Annotated in this window: 13 protein-coding genes; 9 read left to right on the top strand and 4 right to left on the bottom strand. The window is 71.1% G+C overall.

The features are described 5' to 3' along the window. The first annotated feature begins 1 nt into the window (after position 1). The 4 genes from AC5L36_RS42510 to AC5L36_RS42495 are packed head-to-tail and all read left to right on the top strand — an operon-like array spanning position 2 to position 6,165. Complete coding sequence (locus AC5L36_RS42510) at positions 2–1,462, top strand: xylulokinase (protein WP_441224437.1); 1,461 nt, start codon at positions 2–4, stop codon at positions 1,460–1,462. Further along, positions 1,459–2,208 carry an SDR family NAD(P)-dependent oxidoreductase gene (locus AC5L36_RS42505; protein ID WP_441224436.1) on the top strand — a complete coding sequence of 250 codons (750 nt, stop codon included), beginning with the start codon at positions 1,459–1,461 and terminating at the stop codon, positions 2,206–2,208. The genes AC5L36_RS42510 and AC5L36_RS42505 overlap by 4 nt, the downstream gene beginning before the upstream one ends. Then, positions 2,205–4,235: a hypothetical protein gene (locus AC5L36_RS42500; RefSeq protein ID WP_441224435.1), complete on the top strand. Its 2,031-nt coding sequence runs from the start codon at positions 2,205–2,207 to the stop codon at positions 4,233–4,235. Before AC5L36_RS42505 ends, AC5L36_RS42500 begins: the two co-directional genes overlap by 4 nt. Next, complete coding sequence (locus AC5L36_RS42495; protein ID WP_441224434.1) at positions 4,225–6,165, top strand: beta-mannosidase; 1,941 nt, start codon at positions 4,225–4,227, stop codon at positions 6,163–6,165. Before AC5L36_RS42500 ends, AC5L36_RS42495 begins: the two co-directional genes overlap by 11 nt. Before the next feature lie 141 nt (positions 6,166–6,306). Here the strand turns inward: AC5L36_RS42495 and AC5L36_RS42490 are convergent, their stop codons facing one another. Continuing rightward, entirely contained in the window at positions 6,307–7,152 is an 846-nt protein-coding gene (locus tag AC5L36_RS42490) for a hypothetical protein (RefSeq protein WP_441224433.1), read from the bottom strand. Positions 7,153–7,166: 14 nt separating this feature from the next. Between AC5L36_RS42490 and AC5L36_RS42485 the strand changes: the two genes are divergently transcribed. Both AC5L36_RS42485 and AC5L36_RS42480 read left to right on the top strand, forming a co-directional pair. After that, entirely contained in the window at positions 7,167–7,583 is a 417-nt protein-coding gene (locus tag AC5L36_RS42485; protein WP_441224432.1) for a nitroreductase/quinone reductase family protein, read from the top strand. Between the two features lie 60 nt (positions 7,584–7,643). Next, positions 7,644–8,123: a GNAT family N-acetyltransferase gene (locus AC5L36_RS42480; protein ID WP_441224431.1), complete on the top strand. Its 480-nt coding sequence runs from the start codon at positions 7,644–7,646 to the stop codon at positions 8,121–8,123. 74 nt (positions 8,124–8,197) lie between these two features. Here AC5L36_RS42480 and AC5L36_RS42475 read toward each other — a convergent pair whose 3' ends face one another. The 3 genes from AC5L36_RS42475 to AC5L36_RS42465 all read right to left on the bottom strand — a co-directional run bounded on the left by AC5L36_RS42475 (position 8,198) and on the right by AC5L36_RS42465 (position 10,914). Continuing rightward, positions 8,198–8,587: a hypothetical protein gene (locus AC5L36_RS42475; RefSeq protein WP_441224430.1), complete on the bottom strand. Its 390-nt coding sequence runs from the start codon at positions 8,585–8,587 to the stop codon at positions 8,198–8,200. A gap of 209 nt (positions 8,588–8,796) precedes the next feature. Continuing rightward, entirely contained in the window at positions 8,797–9,792 is a 996-nt protein-coding gene (locus AC5L36_RS42470) for an ArsR/SmtB family transcription factor (protein WP_441224429.1), read from the bottom strand. A 177-nt stretch (positions 9,793–9,969) separates the two neighbouring features. After that, positions 9,970–10,914 (bottom strand): NAD-dependent epimerase/dehydratase family protein, encoded by a 945-nt coding sequence (locus AC5L36_RS42465; RefSeq protein ID WP_441224428.1) that lies wholly within the window; start codon positions 10,912–10,914, stop codon positions 9,970–9,972. 68 nt (positions 10,915–10,982) lie between these two features. On the opposite strand from AC5L36_RS42465, the gene AC5L36_RS42460 reads away from it, so the two are divergent. From AC5L36_RS42460 to AC5L36_RS42450, 3 genes are all read left to right on the top strand, one after another. Then, positions 10,983–11,420 (top strand): MarR family winged helix-turn-helix transcriptional regulator, encoded by a 438-nt coding sequence (locus AC5L36_RS42460; RefSeq protein WP_441224427.1) that lies wholly within the window; start codon positions 10,983–10,985, stop codon positions 11,418–11,420. Positions 11,421–11,473: 53 nt separating this feature from the next. Further along, a complete protein-coding gene (locus AC5L36_RS42455; protein ID WP_441224426.1) occupies positions 11,474–14,383 on the top strand; it encodes an AfsR/SARP family transcriptional regulator in 2,910 nt (969 codons plus the stop codon). Between the two features lie 434 nt (positions 14,384–14,817). After that, complete coding sequence (locus AC5L36_RS42450; RefSeq protein ID WP_441224425.1) at positions 14,818–15,399, top strand: hypothetical protein; 582 nt, start codon at positions 14,818–14,820, stop codon at positions 15,397–15,399. Positions 15,400–15,670 lie beyond the last annotated feature (271 nt).

Genomic DNA, 15,670 nt, shown 5'->3' with positions numbered 1-15,670 from the left:
CGTGCGCGCCGGCCCGGTGCTCGGCATCGACGTGGGCACCAGCTCCACCAAGGCCGTCGTCTTCGACCCCGACGCCGGTGTGCTGGGCTCCGGGGCGGGCGCCCATCCGGTCGACACGCCCTCCCCTGGCCGCGCCGAGCAGGATCCCGAGGACTGGTACCGCTCGGTGTGCCTCGCCGCCCGCTCCGCGCTCGCCGTAGCCGGGGTCTCCGGCGACGCGGTCACCGCGCTCGCCGTGAGCGGGCAGGGCGCCGCCCTCGTCGCGCTCGACGAGGCCGGCAAGCCGCTGCGGCCAGCCATGATCCACCTCGACCAGCGGGCACACGCGGAAGCGGCCGCGCTCCTCGACAGCGACGCGGGGCGAGAGCTCGCGCGGGCGCACGGCGCGGCGGTCGGCGCCTGGAACACCGCGGCGAAGATCTCCTGGCTGCGCCGGCACGAGCCGTCGACGGCGGCCGCGGCGACGTACACGTCGACGAGTGGCTTCGTCCTGCGTCGACTGACCGGTCAGTCCTGGCAGAGCCACAGCGACGCCGGCATCTCCGACCTCTACGACGTGCCAGGTCGCCGCTGGTCCGCGCCGGTGCTCGACGCGCTCGGCGTCGCGGCGCGGCGGCTGCCCGCGCTCGCCGCCGCGATCGGCGCGCTGGGCCCACTCACGCCCGCGGCGGCGGAAGACCTCGGCCTTTCCTCGCGATGCGTCGTTGTCGCCGGCGGCGAGGACACCTCGAGCGCCGCGCTCGCCGCCGGGGTCACCGGGCCCGCGCGGGGCTTTCTCAGCATGGGTAGCGCCGCCGTGCTCGGCGTCGCCCTGCGCCGCGGATCGGGCGGGTCCACCGCGCTGCTCCGCTTCCCGCACGTGCTCGACGACCTCGATCTGCTGTCCGGCTCGACCGCCACGGTCGGCGCGGCGCTCGCCTGGCTCGGCGAGCTGCTCGACCGGACCCCGCAGGAGTTGCTCGACCTTGCCGGTGCGGCGCCGGCGGGCGCGGGTGGCGTCGACTTCGTGCCGCATCTGGCCGGCTCGCTGCATCCGGTGGACGACCCGGCCGCCCGCGGCGCGTTCACCGGGCTGTCGCTTGCCACCTCGCCGGGCGCGCTGGCCCGCGCGGTGGTCGAGGGCACGGCCGCGGCCATCGGCGACAACCTCGCGGCGGCCCGGGACGCCGGCGCCGACCCCGGCGAACTGGCCGCCGTCGGCGGGCCGACCCGATCCCCGCTGTGGTGCCAGGCGGTCGCCGACGCCACCGGGCTGCCGGTCGCGGTCTGCGGGCCGGACGGCGCCCCGCTGGGCGACGCTTTGCTCGCCGTGGCCGAGTCGGACGCGGAGGTGGCCGAGCTGGCGGCCCGCCACGTCCACACCCGGCGCCGCTACGAGCCGTCGCCGGGCGCCCACGCCCTCTCACAGCAACGCCGCGCCCGGCTCCACCGGGTATACACGGCGACGCGGGAGGGCAGGTGACACCGCACGCGGTCGTCACCGGAGGCGCCTCCGGCATCGGCGCGGCCACCTGCGCCGCGCTCCTCGACGCGGGCTGGGCCGTCACCAGCCTCGACCTGCGGCCCTGCGCCGACTCCCGGGTGCGCTCGGCGGTCGCCGACGTGACCGACGCCGCCGGGCTCACCGCCGCGATCGCGGACGCGGCGGCCGGCGGTCGGGGCATACGTGCGCTCGTCTGCGCGGCGGGCGTGTCCGGTAGCGCGCTCGGCGACGGCCCGGTCGACACCGTCCGCCCGGAGGTGTTCGACACGGTCGTCGGGGTCAACCTGCGCGGGGCGTTCATCACCGTCGGCGCGGCCTGGCCACACCTGGTCGCCGCGGCCGGCGCCGCCGTCGTCACGGTCACCAGCGTGCTCGGACTGACCGGTGGCGGCGGGCCGTTCCGGAGCCACGCCTACATCACCGCCAAGGGTGGGCTCGTGTCGTTCACCAAGGCGGTCGCCGCCTATGGGCAAACCGCCGGGGTGCGGGCCAACTGCGTCGCTCCCGGCGTCGTGCGCACCCCGTTCGCCCGGCGGATCGACGACGACCCGGCCCTGCTGGCTTACGTCGCCGCCAAGCAGCCGCTCACCGGCGGCCCGCTCGACCCCGCCGACGTCGGCGCGCTCATCGCGTTTCTCGTCGGTCCACACAGCGGGGCCGTCACCGGACAGACCATCGCCGCCGACGGGGGCTGGCGGCTCGATGCCGAAGGATGGCGCGAATGACGCTGTCGCTGAGCCTGGACATCCACAATGGACATGCCTCCTTGACCTCCGACGACGCATCACCGCCCGTGTGGGAAGGCACGCTCTACCCGGCCTTCTGGGTCGTCTCCGGCGGCGAGCCGCACCTGGTCACGGTGACCGGCACCCGGTCGGCCGGTGACGCGGTCGAGCTCGACTTCGGCGGGCTCGGCAGCGGACGCGCCGTGTGGCGGTCCACCCCGAACGGGCTCGACCTCGCTGAGCTCGAGGTCAGCTTCGACGACGCGCGGACCTCCATCGTGGACATGTTCTTCGGCGTGCGCCCGCTGACGGACCAGCAGCGGGACGCCGCGCCGGATCTGTCGCTGCCGTTCTGGCCGGACTGGCGGGCCGCCGGATTCTGCGTGCCGAGCGGCCGCCCCGCACCCGCGCAAAGCTTCTTCCGCCGCTGGGACCTCGGACATGCCAGGCTGCCGCTCGGCATGTTCGGCCCGGCGATGGGCTCGCCGTACGCGGCCGCGTTTCCCCGCCCGCTCTGGGCGGCCGCGCTCGGCGACGACCGCGGCTGGCTCGTCGCCGGAGCCGGGCAGGTACCCGACGCGGCGATGACCTTCGAGGTGCGGTCGACGTCGGCGGCCCTGCGCTGGCGATACCGGGAAGACCTGTGGGGTGCGCCGGGGCCACGCCGCCGCTGGACCAACCCGCTGCGGCTCACCTGGGCGGCCACCGCCTGGGACGCGTACGCCGCCTACTTCGGCTCCTTCGAGGTACGGCCGTCCACGGCCGACCGGGCGGCGGCGAGTGTCTGGAACACCTGGGGCGACTTCCGAAACGGGCACTTCCAGCTGCGCGAGATCGCCGACGCGGCCGCCGACCTGGCCGCCGACGTACTGGTGCTGGACGACCACTGGGAGAGCATGGTCTCCAGCGCGAAGCCGCACCCGCAGCGGTTTCCGGACTTCGACGGCGACCTCGCGTACGCCCGGGAACGCGGGCTCCGGCTGGGCTTCTGGCAGTCGGTCGGCTGGATCGACGACCCGACCGCTGTCGGCCTCACGGACGAAGACCTGCTCCGCGGCGCCGACGGCCGCCCCCGCCGGGCCAACTGGGCACTCGACCCGCGTGACCCGGCCCAGCACTGGTGCCTCGACCCCAGTTCGCCCCGCACCCGCGCGTTTCTGGTCGAGCGCACCCAGGACCTCGTGCGCACATACGACCCGGCGATCCTCAAGCTCGACTTCGGTTACGGATTGCCCGGACCAGACGTGGCCGCCCCCGCCGATCCCGCGCTGCGCGGCGAGCGGCTCGGCCACGAGCTCTACCGCATCGTCAGCGAGGCGGCCCGCGCCACCAAGCCGGACATCGCGATCCTGCTCTACGGCATCCACCCGCTACACCTCGCCCACGCCGACATCCTCGCCCTGGACGACATGGGCGACCACGGCAAGGCCGAGGCCGACGGACACCGCCACTGGAGCGTGTGGGCCGCGCTGGCCGCCAGCACCGGGCGGGCCATCAACGGCTCCAGCGGCTACTCCTGGTCCGACGACGCCGAGATCCTGCTCGACTCGGCGGTCCTCGGCCAGGCCGGCGCCGTGCTGCCCCTGCTGTCCACGCCGGGCGAGGCGTCGCCCCGGCAGCTGGCCGTACGCCGGGCCCTCGACCGCTGGTGCCGCCGCACCAGCCAATGGCGTCCACTGTGGCTCAACTCCGACCTCGGCTCACTCGACACTCCACCGGCAGTGCGCTCCTGGGGCCGCCTGGAAGGCGAACGCCTGACCGCGCTGTGCCTGCGCGACGGAGCCGACGGCTACGACCACGATGGACGGTGGGCGGTCATCGCCCAGGGCGACGCGGACGTACGCGCGGGCGCCGTCGCCGCGATCCCGATGGACGCCGGACGCCTCGCCCTGCCCCGCACCGAGCCACCCACGCGGGTCACACCAGACACCGGCTGGCACTGGGACGGGCAGCGATGCGTGCTCACCGCGACGGACGCCGACCTGGACGGCGGCCTGGAAGGATGGCTGATCCACGATGACCGTTGACGCGACCGTCGCCCGCCCGGCGCCCCGCCTCGACGGCGAGGTGTGGCTGGGCGCCAACTACTGGTCCCGCACCGGCGGCCCGTTCATGTGGCGCTCCTACGACGGCACCGTCGTCCGCGAGGAGCTGCGGATCCTGCGCGACCACGGGGTGACACTGACTCGTTCGTTCTTCTTCTGGCCCGACTTCCAGCCCGCGCCGGACACGATCGACGAGACGTTCGTCGCGCGATGGCGTGACTTTCTCGCCGCCAGCGCGGAAATCGGCGTGGCGACCGTACCGACGTTTCTGGTCGGGCACATGTCCGGCGAAGACTGGGACGTGCCCTGGCGCGGCGGGCGAGACCTCTACCGCGACGGGTTCATGCTCGGGCAGCAGGCATGGTTTATCCGTGAAATGGTGCGGCGCACCGCCGACTCCCCCGCCGTCGCCGGGTGGCTCATCTCCAACGAGTTCACCAACTACGCCGGAGCCACCGATCCGGACTACGGCCGGGCCTGGGCGCTGGTGTGCGTCAACGCCGTACGTGCCGGCGGCTCCAACCTGCCCGTCTCGCTCGGCGACGGCGCCTGGACGATGGAACTGACCGCCCGGGACAACGGCTTCCGGCTCCGCCGCCAACACGACATCGTCGACTTCGTCGGCCCGCACAGCTACCCGATGGGCGACGACCAGGTCCGCGTCCACTTCGCCGCCGCCGTCGCCTGTGAGCTCGCGCATTTCGACAAGCCGGTGCTGCTGGAGGAGTTCGGCGTACCGAACGTGCTCTCCTCCGACCCCAACGCCGGCCACCTCTACCGCCAGAGCCTGCACAACTCGCTGCTCGCCGGCGCCACCGGCTGGATCGCCTGGAACAACACCGACTTCGATCTGCCCACCGTCGACCCGTACCGCCACCACCCGTTCGAGCTGGGCTTCGGCCTGACCCGCCCGGACGGCACGGCGAAGGCGGCACTGCGGGAGCTGGCCGAGTTTCGCCGCGTCCTCGACGCCGTCGACCTCCCCCGGTGTACCCGGCCGCCCACATCCACCGCGATCCTGCTGCCGTCCTACATGGATCAGCATCCGCGGGTACCCGCCGGTGACCGCGAGGCGATCCCGGCGATAACAACGCACGCCTACATCAGCGCGAAGGTGGCCGACCTCGCCCCCGCGATCCTCCGCGAACTGGACGACCCACCGCGAGCCGCTCTGGTCCTTGTGCCGTCCAACAAACTGCTCACCGCCCCCAGTTTCCACCGTCTCCTCGACTGGGCGGCTGCCGGCAGCCACGTCTACCTGTCCTGGTTCGCCGGCGCCAGCGGCGCCCACCGGGGCGCCTGGTGGCCGGACGTGGAAGCGGTCACGGGCATGCCGCACACCCTCCGGTACGGCCTGCTCGAACCGGTCGACGACGTGGTGACGTGGTATCTCGAGCAGCCGCTGGGCGACCTGCCGGCCGGCACACGGCTGGAGTTTCCGTTCGCCGGCACCGCTCAGGCCCGCGGCATGCTCCCGCTGGACGACACCGCCGCGACCGGCGGCGAGGTGCTGGCCCGCGACGGCCGAGGCCGCCCCGCCCTGGTTCGCCGCCGCGTCGGCGGCGGGACCGTGTACCTGTCGACGTACGCGGTCGAGTACTTCGGCTCCGCCCGCCCACACGCACACCGCGACGACCAGGTCCACCGCCTCTACCGCGCCCTGGCGGCCGAAGCCGGCGTGTCCCCGAACGCCACTGTGGACGATCCCCGCGTGTACGTGGACGGGCTGGAACACGCCTCCGGCCGCCGCTACCTGTGGCTCGTCAACCTCAGCCCCGACCACGTGGCGGCCCAGTGCGCCATCCCGGCCGGGTGGCGGTTGAAGGGCGTGCTCACGGGCGCGGACCACACCGACGTCGTGCCACTCGAGCCCTTCGGCGTGGCCGCGCTGGAGGCTCTGCTCCCGGCCTAGCTGCCTTCGAGGGAGGCCACCGGTAAGAACTGGGCGGATGCGCGCATTACCTGCCGCCGATCGAGTCGGCGAAGCCGCGCGGCGGCAAGTAGCCAGCCCTCTTCTTCAGGTCAGGGCGCCCCGACGCACGGGGCGCCCTGATCATTGGACGCCCAGCAGAGGGTAGAGCGACTCGGGCGCGGGCACCGCGCCCTGCGGCGCTGAGACGGCGACCGGCGTGCCGAACTCGCTGTAGCGGACACTGCCGCTCGGCACACCTTCACCGTGGATGGCGAAGCTCGTCAGCCGGCCTTGATCGTCCAATGTGGCCTGAAACTGGCCTTGGACCTCGCCCGGACGGACGCCCGGAAAAGACATCCCGTTTCCGACGCCGATCTTGCCGATGTCGATGGTGCCGGAGATGTCGGAGCCGGTGGCGCGGGCCGAGGTGACGGCGTTGACCAGACGGGCCGAGCCGCCGGGGTCGACACTTCCCTGGGCGAAGCTGAGCCCGAAGGCTGCCGGGACCTTCGCCGGGTCGACGACCATCCAGCCCTTGGGCATGTCGGGCAGGACGCCGGCGGCCATCATGTAGAGATCGTCGCCAACCGCGCGGATCTCGAGCTTCTTACCCCCTGGCGCCGAAAGGGTGGCGGTAGCGCGTTTGTTCGCGTTGTCGGTGCGGGAGGTCGCGGCGATGGACTCGCCGATCGCCATGTCGGCGCGGAAGCTGACCTGATCGATGAACGTGAGGCCGGACTTGAGCAGGTCGACCGCCGTGGCGGGCGTGGCGGTCGGGCTGGTGGCCGGCGAAGAGGGCGGTCGGCCGTCCGTGGACTGGCCGCTGGAACACCCGGCGGCAAGCACGGCCGAGACCAACACTGTCGCCGTCACCTTGTGGATCACGACGCCTATGCTCGCACAACCCAGCAAGCGCGAATGGTCCCGGTGCGGCACTGTCGATAGAGAGACGCCGATCACAGCACGGGTGGAAATTCCCGTCGTCAACTAATGTTCGTGGCATGGCTTCGTTCAACGACACCGTGATCGAGACCTTCCGGACCAACGATGGCGTGCTCGGCGGCCACTGGGAGGGCAAGACAACCCTCCTGTTGCACGTCCGCGGTCGAAAGTCCGGCAAGCAGTTCGTCCATCCGCTCGTCGCCGCGCCCTATGGCGACTCGTACGTCGTCTGCGGCAGCGCGGGCGGCACGCCGCACGACCCGCAGTGGATCGCCAACCTGGAGGCCGTCGACGGCCCGGTCACCGTCGAGCTGGGCACCGACACGGTGCAGGCGGACAGCCGGGTGGTCCGCCCCGGCCGCGACGACGACTGGGACCGGTTGTACGGCGTGTGGCGCGCGTACTGGCCGGACGCCGCCGAGTACGAGAAGAAGACGGACCGGAGGTTCCCGGTCGCCGTGATCAGCGTGCGTTGACCGCCTCCTCGCCCGGCAAATCCAATTGCTGATAGGTCATGCCCGCCGGACGATGCGGGCATGACCATCGCACGGCTTGATCCGCTCGACTCTGTGGCGATGGGCCGGTGGTACGACCTGGTGGTCGCGGTCACCCGCCACGACCTGCCCGACTTTCCCACACCCAGCGGGCCGGAACACACGGCCCGGTTCGCGCACCCGTGGCCTGCGTCGACCGAAGAGGTGCTGCTGGCCTGGGACGGCGACCGGGTGGTGGGTGCCGCGTCATACCTGCTCCCCCAGGCGCAGAACCTGAGCGTGGTCCACCTGGACCTGGTCGTGCACCCGCGGCACCGGCGGCGCGGCATCGGCACCGGCCTGCTGGAACACGTCTACGCGGCCGCCCGACGGCACTGCCGGAGCCTGATCGAGGTCGAGACGGTGCAGGCACTGCCCGGCGGCGGCGCCCGGGACGAGGCCGGCTACCGCTACCTCACCAACCGCGCTCACCAGCCTGGCGTGACAAGCATCAGATCCCGGTACCAGATCGCCGACCACTGACGCCGCCGCCGGCCATCGAGCGTGTGGCTCTGGCGGAGGCGATCCGCCAGAGCCACATCTGGTTCATTGCCGACCTACCACCATTGAGTGCAGCCGCCGTGCCCGTCCACGAGACCGCAGGCGCGGAACAGCCACTGCGGTGACGGGTCGGTGCGCTGTGCGGCGCTCGTATTCGGGGAACCGTTCGCCTGTACGTACCACGGGCCGCACTGCAACCAGCCGTTTCCACCAGTGGTCGTCCAGTCCATCCATACCTGGTCGCCTCGGCGGGTATTTCCACTGATCTTGGCGAAGCCACGGGTCCGGCCCTGGATGGAAGCCGACTCCAGCGTCACCGTGGCACGGCTGCCAAGGAAGATGGAACCTCGAACGGTCCCCGACTGGGTGTAGGGGATGCTGACGAATCCGTTGGCGCCGTTCGTGCACTCGGCGACGGTTGCCCGTGCCGGCGCGGTCATCGCCACAGCGCCGACGGTCGTCCCAAGCGCACACATTGCCACGGCCCCGCCGATCTTGCGAAGTACTGACTTCACCATTCCTCCCCGATTCCCGAACTAATCCACTGGCGTCATGACGTGTCTCGATTGTCGACACAAGGGGTCGTGGTGCGGGGGTGCCATTCGGCCTGGGCCGAATGGCGCTGGTCCAAGCCGACTCGGATGCGCTCGGGCGGTCAGAGGTGAGGGCGGCCGCCGTTCAGCAGCGCCGCGCCGACGGGGGTGAGACTGTGGACGACCGCGTTGCCGGCTCGGCGAGGGACGATGAGGCCGGCGCCGCGCAGGACCGTGGCGTGCTCGCTGGCTGATGGCATGGAAATGTGCAGGCGTTTGGCAATATCCGTCGTCGTGGCCGGGGTCCGTCCGACGGTGTCCAGCACGGCGGCTCTGGTCGATCCGAGCAAGACAGCGATGGCCCGATCGTCCCGGCCGTTGACCTGCTGGTCCAGCCAGTGAAGGTCGCGATCGACCGGATAGACGAGTACCGGCGGTAGGTCCGCGTTGATGAGAGTGACGGGTGTACGCCAGCAGAAGAACGAGGGCAGCAACAGCAGCCCTCGGCCGTCGAGGTACAGGTCGCGCTCTTTGGGGTACGGGCTGACAAGTACCGGTGGTTGCCAGCTCAACGGCGGTGGCAGGCCGGCGAGGACTCGTTCCACTCCGCCCAGGCGAGCGTCGCGCGTGCGGACCGCCCGGTCGGCGTCGAGGTACGGGGTCATCTGGTCCTTGTAAGGGAGAACGGCGGCGTCATGCCAGGCTCTTAGCGCGTCGGCGATGCGGCTGAGTGTTTGAGCGTCGCCGTCGGCCAGTCGACTGGTCCACGCCGGGAGCCGCTGACGCGCTGTGAGGTTTTCCAGGTCGCGGCGGGTCAGGCGTCGTGCGGTGGAACGCACCGCTTCCAGGCCCGCGTTCAGACCAAGTGTTCCGGTGACGGGGGTGAGCAGGTCGGCGAAGTCACCATGCGGTGGAGACAAGGGCAGCAAGATCTCCTGTGCCACGCGGAGAGGCTCGGCACGCACCCGGCGGCGCCAGTGTTGGAAAACCAGGCGGCCGTCGTTCTTATGTAGCAGCTGAAGGCTCAACACCGTTTCCCATAGCGCATCCGGGTTGGTCGCCACATGAGTTCGCGCCAGGTCTTCCGGCAGGAAGTGAATCCTTAGCACCGGCGCCACCCGCCACCCGCCGCACCACGAAGCCCCCGCTCCCGTGTGTCCATGAGGCACAGTGTTGGGCAGGTGCGGCCTCCACCGCCAGAGGTGGCGCCGCAGAGGACCGTGAGCAGCACCGACCGAGGCGGCGGCGCTAGCCGGCGGCCGCGGAGGGTCGCGCGCCGGCGTTGCCCGCCAGCCCTACCGCTTGTTTCCGGCGCGGAGCCAGGCGATGTAGTCGGCGACGCCGGCGGCGGTGTCGTATCGGGGCTCGAACCCGGTGTCCTCGCGCAGGCGGGTGATGTCGAGCCAGGTCCGCGGGCGGGGCCCGGCCGAGGGGAGTTCGAACTGGAAACCGGGCTCGACGGACCGGATCGCGGCGATGACCTCGGCGTTGCTGGTGGCTCGGCCGGAGGCGACGTTGTACGTCGAGTGGTGCAGTTCATCGGTGAGCTGGAGGAGGGCGAGCGCGCGACCGGCGTCCTTGGCGTAGAGCAGGTCGAGGGCGTCCTCGGCGTGCGGGGGCGCCATGAATCCGGACAGATCGGGTCGGCTGTGGTGCGCGGCGGCGTGCACGAGCGTCGAGGTGACGAAGAACGGGTCGGGCAGGTGCCCTCCGGGTCCCCAGATGCCGGAGATCCGCGCGTTGACGATCTTGACGTCGGTGACGGCCGACAGGTGCCCGGCAAGCAGCTCGAAGATCTTCTTGAACGTCGGGATGGCGTGGGTGTAGCCCAGGGAGAGCGGCGCGTCTTCGGTGAGTGCGCCCACGTGGCCGAAGCCGTAGACACCGATGGTGCTCGCGTTCACGATGCGGCTCAGGCCCCACGCCTGCGCGGCGTGAACGACGTTGAGGTATCCCTCGAGTGTCCGCGTGGAGGCCTCGATCGGGTCGGTGCCGTTGTCCGAGCCCGGCAGGGTGACGGCGAGGTGCACGATCCCGGTGATCGGGTACTGCTTGCCGACCGCGAGCAGGGCGTCGAGGTCGGCGATGTCGGCCCGCACGGCGTGCACGGGCAGGCCGGCCAGGTTTGCCGGAACGCTGGGCGCCCGGCGCTGGAGCAGGACGCATTCCTGATCCGCCTCGGCCAGTGCGCGGACGGTGTGGGAACCGATGAAACCGGCTCCTCCGGTAACGAGGATCATGACATGACTCCTGTCGCGGCGCTGATCGTCAGTACTCCTGACGATCAGGTTACCCATAGCATGGAGCCATGTCCACCGAGCGCAGCGCCACCGCGGATCCCCACGACCTCCTGGGGTACCTCCTCAAGCACGCCAACCTCCAGCTCACGGCGCTGACAGACGCGGCGTTGGAACGTCTCGGGATCGACAGCAAGGACTTCGGGGCGCTCAGGGTCCTGGCCCACCGCGAGCCGGCCTCACAGCTGCAAGTAGCGCAACGACTCGGCATCGACCGCACCACGATGGTCGCGGTACTCGACGTCCTCGAACGCAAAGGCATCGTCAGGCGACGACCGGATCCGGCGGACCGGCGCCGCAACATCGTCGAGCTCACCGATCACGGCCTGGAGACCGTCGACGCCGCCGAGGCGGCGTACCGGGAGGCCGAAAACGCGTTCCTCGCGCCAATCGACCCGAAGGCGGCGGATCAGCTCCGCCGCACGCTTCGGACCCTGCTGTCTAGCTAGGTACCCGGTATGTCTGTACTTTCATAGCTGCACCTACCGGCTGAGGGGGGCCAGTGGCGGCTGACGTGCGGTTCCGCATGCTCGGGGACCTGGAGGTACAGCGGGATAGCGAGCTCGTCGTGATCTCCGCGACGAAGCTCCGGATCATCTTGGCGTCGCTGTTGCTGCGCGCCGGCCGCGTCGTGCCGGTAAGCGTCCTGGTTGACCGGTTGTGGGACGGCGCGCCACCGACCGACGCGCGCGCGGCCCTACAGACGTACGTCGCGCGACTGCGCAGGCTGCTCGGTGCCGACGTCGCCATCCACAATCGCAGCGGCGGGTACGTGATCGAGCCGCCGGCTCGCTCTTGCGACCTGCACGAGTTCGACGAGCTGCTGGAGGTGGCGCGGACCGCCTTGGGGCGCGGCGACCGGGCGGCCGCGCTCGAGTCGTTGCGGGCGGCGACCGCGCTGTGGCGCGGTCCGATCCTGCTCGACGTGGATTCGGCGGCCCTGCATCGCGACGAGGTGCCGCAGGTGCAGGAGCGGTGCCTCGAGGCGGCCGAGCGCCGGTTCGCCTTGGAGTTGGCGCTCGGGCACCACCAGGCGGTCGTCGAGGAGTTGCGAGCGCTCGCCGGGGCGTACCCGTACCAGGAAGGGCTGCGGACACACCTGATGCGCGCGCTCTACCGATCGGGGCGGCAGGCCGAGGCGCTGGAGGTCTACCGCGACGTCGCGGCACTGCTGCGAACTGAGCTGGGCCTGGACCCCGGGCCCGAGCTCCGAGACCTGCACCAGGCGATCCTGCTCGGTGAAACGGTGGACGGCACCCGCGAAGGCGCGTCACCGGGCCCGCCGGCGCTGTGCCAGCTACCACCGGCGATCGGCGACTTCGTCGGCCGGGCAGAGCAGGTGGCGGGCATCGCGCACTCGTTGGTCGCCAAGGGCGAAACGGCCAGCCCGCGCATCGTCGTGGTGAGCGGGGTAGCCGGCGTGGGCAAGTCCGCACTCGCCATACACACCGCGCACCGGGTACGGGACCGCTTCCCGGACGGCCAGCTCTACGTCAACCTGGGCGGCGGCGGCTCGGCGCCGCGCGACGTCGCCGAGGTGCTCGGCGAGCTGCTGTACGCGCTCGGGGTACTCCCGGACGCCCAGCCGCGCTCCACGCAAGCCCGGGCGGCGACGTTCCGCGCGCGGGTGGCCGACCGCCGGATCCTGATCGTGCTCGACGACGCCGCCGACGCCAGGCAGGTGACACCGCTGCTGCCTGGTACGGCTGGCTCCGCCGTGCTCATCACCAGCAGGCGCTCGCTGGACGAGCTTCCCGCCGCCGATCACCACCGGCTGCAACCGTTCTCGGTCGCGGAGGGTGTCTCGCTGCTCAACCGGATCCTCGACCCGGACCGCGTCGCGGGCGAGCAGCCGGCCGCCGAGGCGCTGGTAGACCTGTGCGGCCGCCTCCCACTCGCCGTGCGCATCATCGGGGCGCGGCTCCAACCCCGGCCGACCCTCCAGCTGCGCGTGCTGGCGGATCGGCTACACGACGAGCACCGCCGCCTCGACGAGTTGGCGGTGGGCGACCTGGCGGTCCGCTCGGAGCTGGCGATCGGCTACGCCGGACTGGCCGGCTCCATCCAGCTGGCGCTGCGCCGGATGGGTCTGCTGCCCGCCGCGTCCTTCGCCGCCTGGACGATCGGCGCCCTCACCGATGGCGGCGACGGCGAACGCGCCGTCGAGCAGCTCATGGCCGCTGGGCTGCTGGAGCCGGTCGGCCTCGACCTGACCGGCCAGCTCCGGTACCGGCCGCACGACCTTGTCGCGCTGTTCGCCCGCGAACTGGCCGGCGGCGAGGACGAGCAGGTAGCCCGTGCCGCTTACCAGCCGCTGCTGGACACGTTCCTCGTCCTGGCGCACCACGTGCACCTGCGCGTCGACCGCAAGGAAGGACTACCGCCCGACCCACTACCGGACGGCATCACCGCCGCACCGCCGGACATCGCCGGCCTCACCGCCGACCCGGTCGCCTGGCTGCACACCGAGCGGAGCCAGCTGCTGTTCGCCATCGAGCAGGCGTGCCGGCTGGGCTACTACGACAAGGCCGCACTCCTGGCGGACATGATCATCCCGCCGCTGTCCATCCGTGGCGGCTACGAGCAGATCGCCCAGGCCCGCGCGAGCGTCCGGGACGCCGCTCGTGCGGCTGGGGACGAACGTGTCGCCAGCCGTCAGGCGAGCAGCCGAGCGGATGTCCTGCTTTCCCTCTGTCTCGACGAGGCCGCCAACGAGTTCGAGGGATCGGTGGCCGTGTTCCGCGGCTTCGGGCTCAACCACGAACTCGTGCACAGCCTCACCGGGCTGGCGTTCGCCCGGATGTTCCAGGGCCGGCCGGCACTCATGCACGCAGAAGAGGCGACCGCGATCGCCTACGCGACCGGCAATCCCGACGACATCGTGCTGGCCCTGCGCACACACGCCGATACGCTGGTCCTCCAGGACCGACCGGCTGAGGCACTGCCGCTGCTGGATCAGGCGCTCGGTCACGTGCAGGCGCTGCGAAACACCGACAACCACCGCGCCCTCCTGGTCCGCAAGTTGGACTGCGCGATCTCGCTGGGCAAGCTGGACATGGCCGAGTCGACATACGCGTTGGCCCTGGAAGTGACCGACGCGGTCAACAACGCACACGGCCTCGGCTGGCTACTGGTCCACCACAGCCGACTCCGACTTGCCCACGGCGACATACCAGCCGCCATGACGGAGGCCCGCGAGGCGCTCCGGCTCATGGTCCAGGCGGGCGACCCCCGCGGCGTGTTCATCGCCAACCTGCGCCTTGCCGAGGCGCTCACCGCCGGCGGTGACGCACCCGGCGCCGTCACCCTCCTCCGCACACTTCTATCCACATCGGACGCCGCGTCTGTGCCGCTACTCAAGACAAGAGCCGAAGCCCTCCTCGCACAAGCCACCCCCACACAAACAGAGTGAACCGCCCCGGATCTTGTCAAGGCTCGTGGTGTTCCCGGCCAGCAGGGCTGGAGCGGGTCGAGGATAACCGGGTCGCAGAGAGTCACGGCCGCATGAACGCCGTATCAACGATGACGAAGGCCTGACCGGGCTGATGACTGTCGATGTTGCCGATCGGGGCGAAGCGTGCTGGAATGGCTCACATCGCCGCAGCGCGGGGGCAACCGCGCTGAGAACGGCCAGCACGGGAGCACCACTGTGCCGGGCACCGCGCCGCTTTGACGGACGCTCGCGGGCCGTCCCCCGTGACGTGCGCGCGTTCGAGTAGAGGCACCGCCGCCCGCCGTTCGCTCCCCCCGGCACGTGTCCCCCAGCGACTGCCGACGCCTGACACGCGGAAAGGCGTCCGACGCGGTCCCAACGCACCAGAACCGGTGATGAGGTGAGAAGCAATCATGATCTCGCGGGAGAGTTTCGCGGGGTGGTACCGAAACCGCTACGTGTGGGTGGCGGTGATCCTACTGGCGGTGTCGGCCGGCGTGGTCGCGCTGAACAGCCCGGCCGGGTCCAAGGCGGAGCCGGCGGACCTACAGGCGCAGATCGTGGCCCGGATGCGTACCACGCTCGAACAGGCGGATCCGGGGCAGCACAACCACGCCGGCCACAATGTCCAGCAGGTGGGCAAGGACGGGGCGAAGCCGCCGGTGATCTGCGGGATCCGCGTCTACGGCTACGAGCCGGCCGAGGCCACCGCGTTGGCCGACGTGCAGACGGTCTACGGCTTCCACCTCTGCGGGGTCGCCGAGCGCAACCGCCCCTGGGACGTGGCGGTCAAGCTGGCCGGTCCAGTGATCATGGGAATGTCCACAGAGCCTCCGGACATCCAGGTGGTCGAGGCGACCGAGGACGTCAGGTACGTCGACCGGCTGCGGCAGATGTTTCCGGACAAGTACGCGCAGGTGGCGCTCAAGGAGGCGCTGGCCGACTCGGAGATGGCCGACCTGCGCCGCCGGTACGACGCCGCGGCCGGGCTCTGACCCACCTCCCATTTCGGGATAGATAAGCCTTGATATTCAAGTTCATAGATGTAACAGTTTCCTTGAAGCTTTCCAAGCTGGCCTTGGTGCCGATGAACGGAGGACGAACAGTGCGTTCACAAAAGTCCGATCAACCCGGCGGACGATCCCGGTCAGCCGTCCGAGTGCTCGTCCTACTATTCGCGCTGATGGTTGGCATGCTGCCGTGGACCGGTGCGGCCCAGGCGCACGGCACGATCATCAACCCGATGACGCGCGCCTACCAGTGCTG

It is taken from the genome of Phytohabitans sp. LZ39, from assembly GCF_059359075.1.
This window is presented reverse-complemented; position numbering and strand designations above follow the sequence as displayed.

Coding starts and splice junctions, on each gene's coding strand:
- AC5L36_RS42480 (WP_441224431.1), top strand. CDS start 7,644: ATGACCATCGCACGGCTTGATCCGCTCGACTCTGTGGCGATGGGCCGG.
- AC5L36_RS42500 (WP_441224435.1), top strand. CDS start 2,205: ATGACGCTGTCGCTGAGCCTGGACATCCACAATGGACATGCCTCCTTG.
- AC5L36_RS42485 (WP_441224432.1), top strand. CDS start 7,167: ATGGCTTCGTTCAACGACACCGTGATCGAGACCTTCCGGACCAACGAT.
- AC5L36_RS42450 (WP_441224425.1), top strand. CDS start 14,818: ATGATCTCGCGGGAGAGTTTCGCGGGGTGGTACCGAAACCGCTACGTG.
- AC5L36_RS42465 (WP_441224428.1), bottom strand. CDS start 10,914: ATGATCCTCGTTACCGGAGGAGCCGGTTTCATCGGTTCCCACACCGTC.
- AC5L36_RS42495 (WP_441224434.1), top strand. CDS start 4,225: ATGACCGTTGACGCGACCGTCGCCCGCCCGGCGCCCCGCCTCGACGGC.
- AC5L36_RS42460 (WP_441224427.1), top strand. CDS start 10,983: ATGTCCACCGAGCGCAGCGCCACCGCGGATCCCCACGACCTCCTGGGG.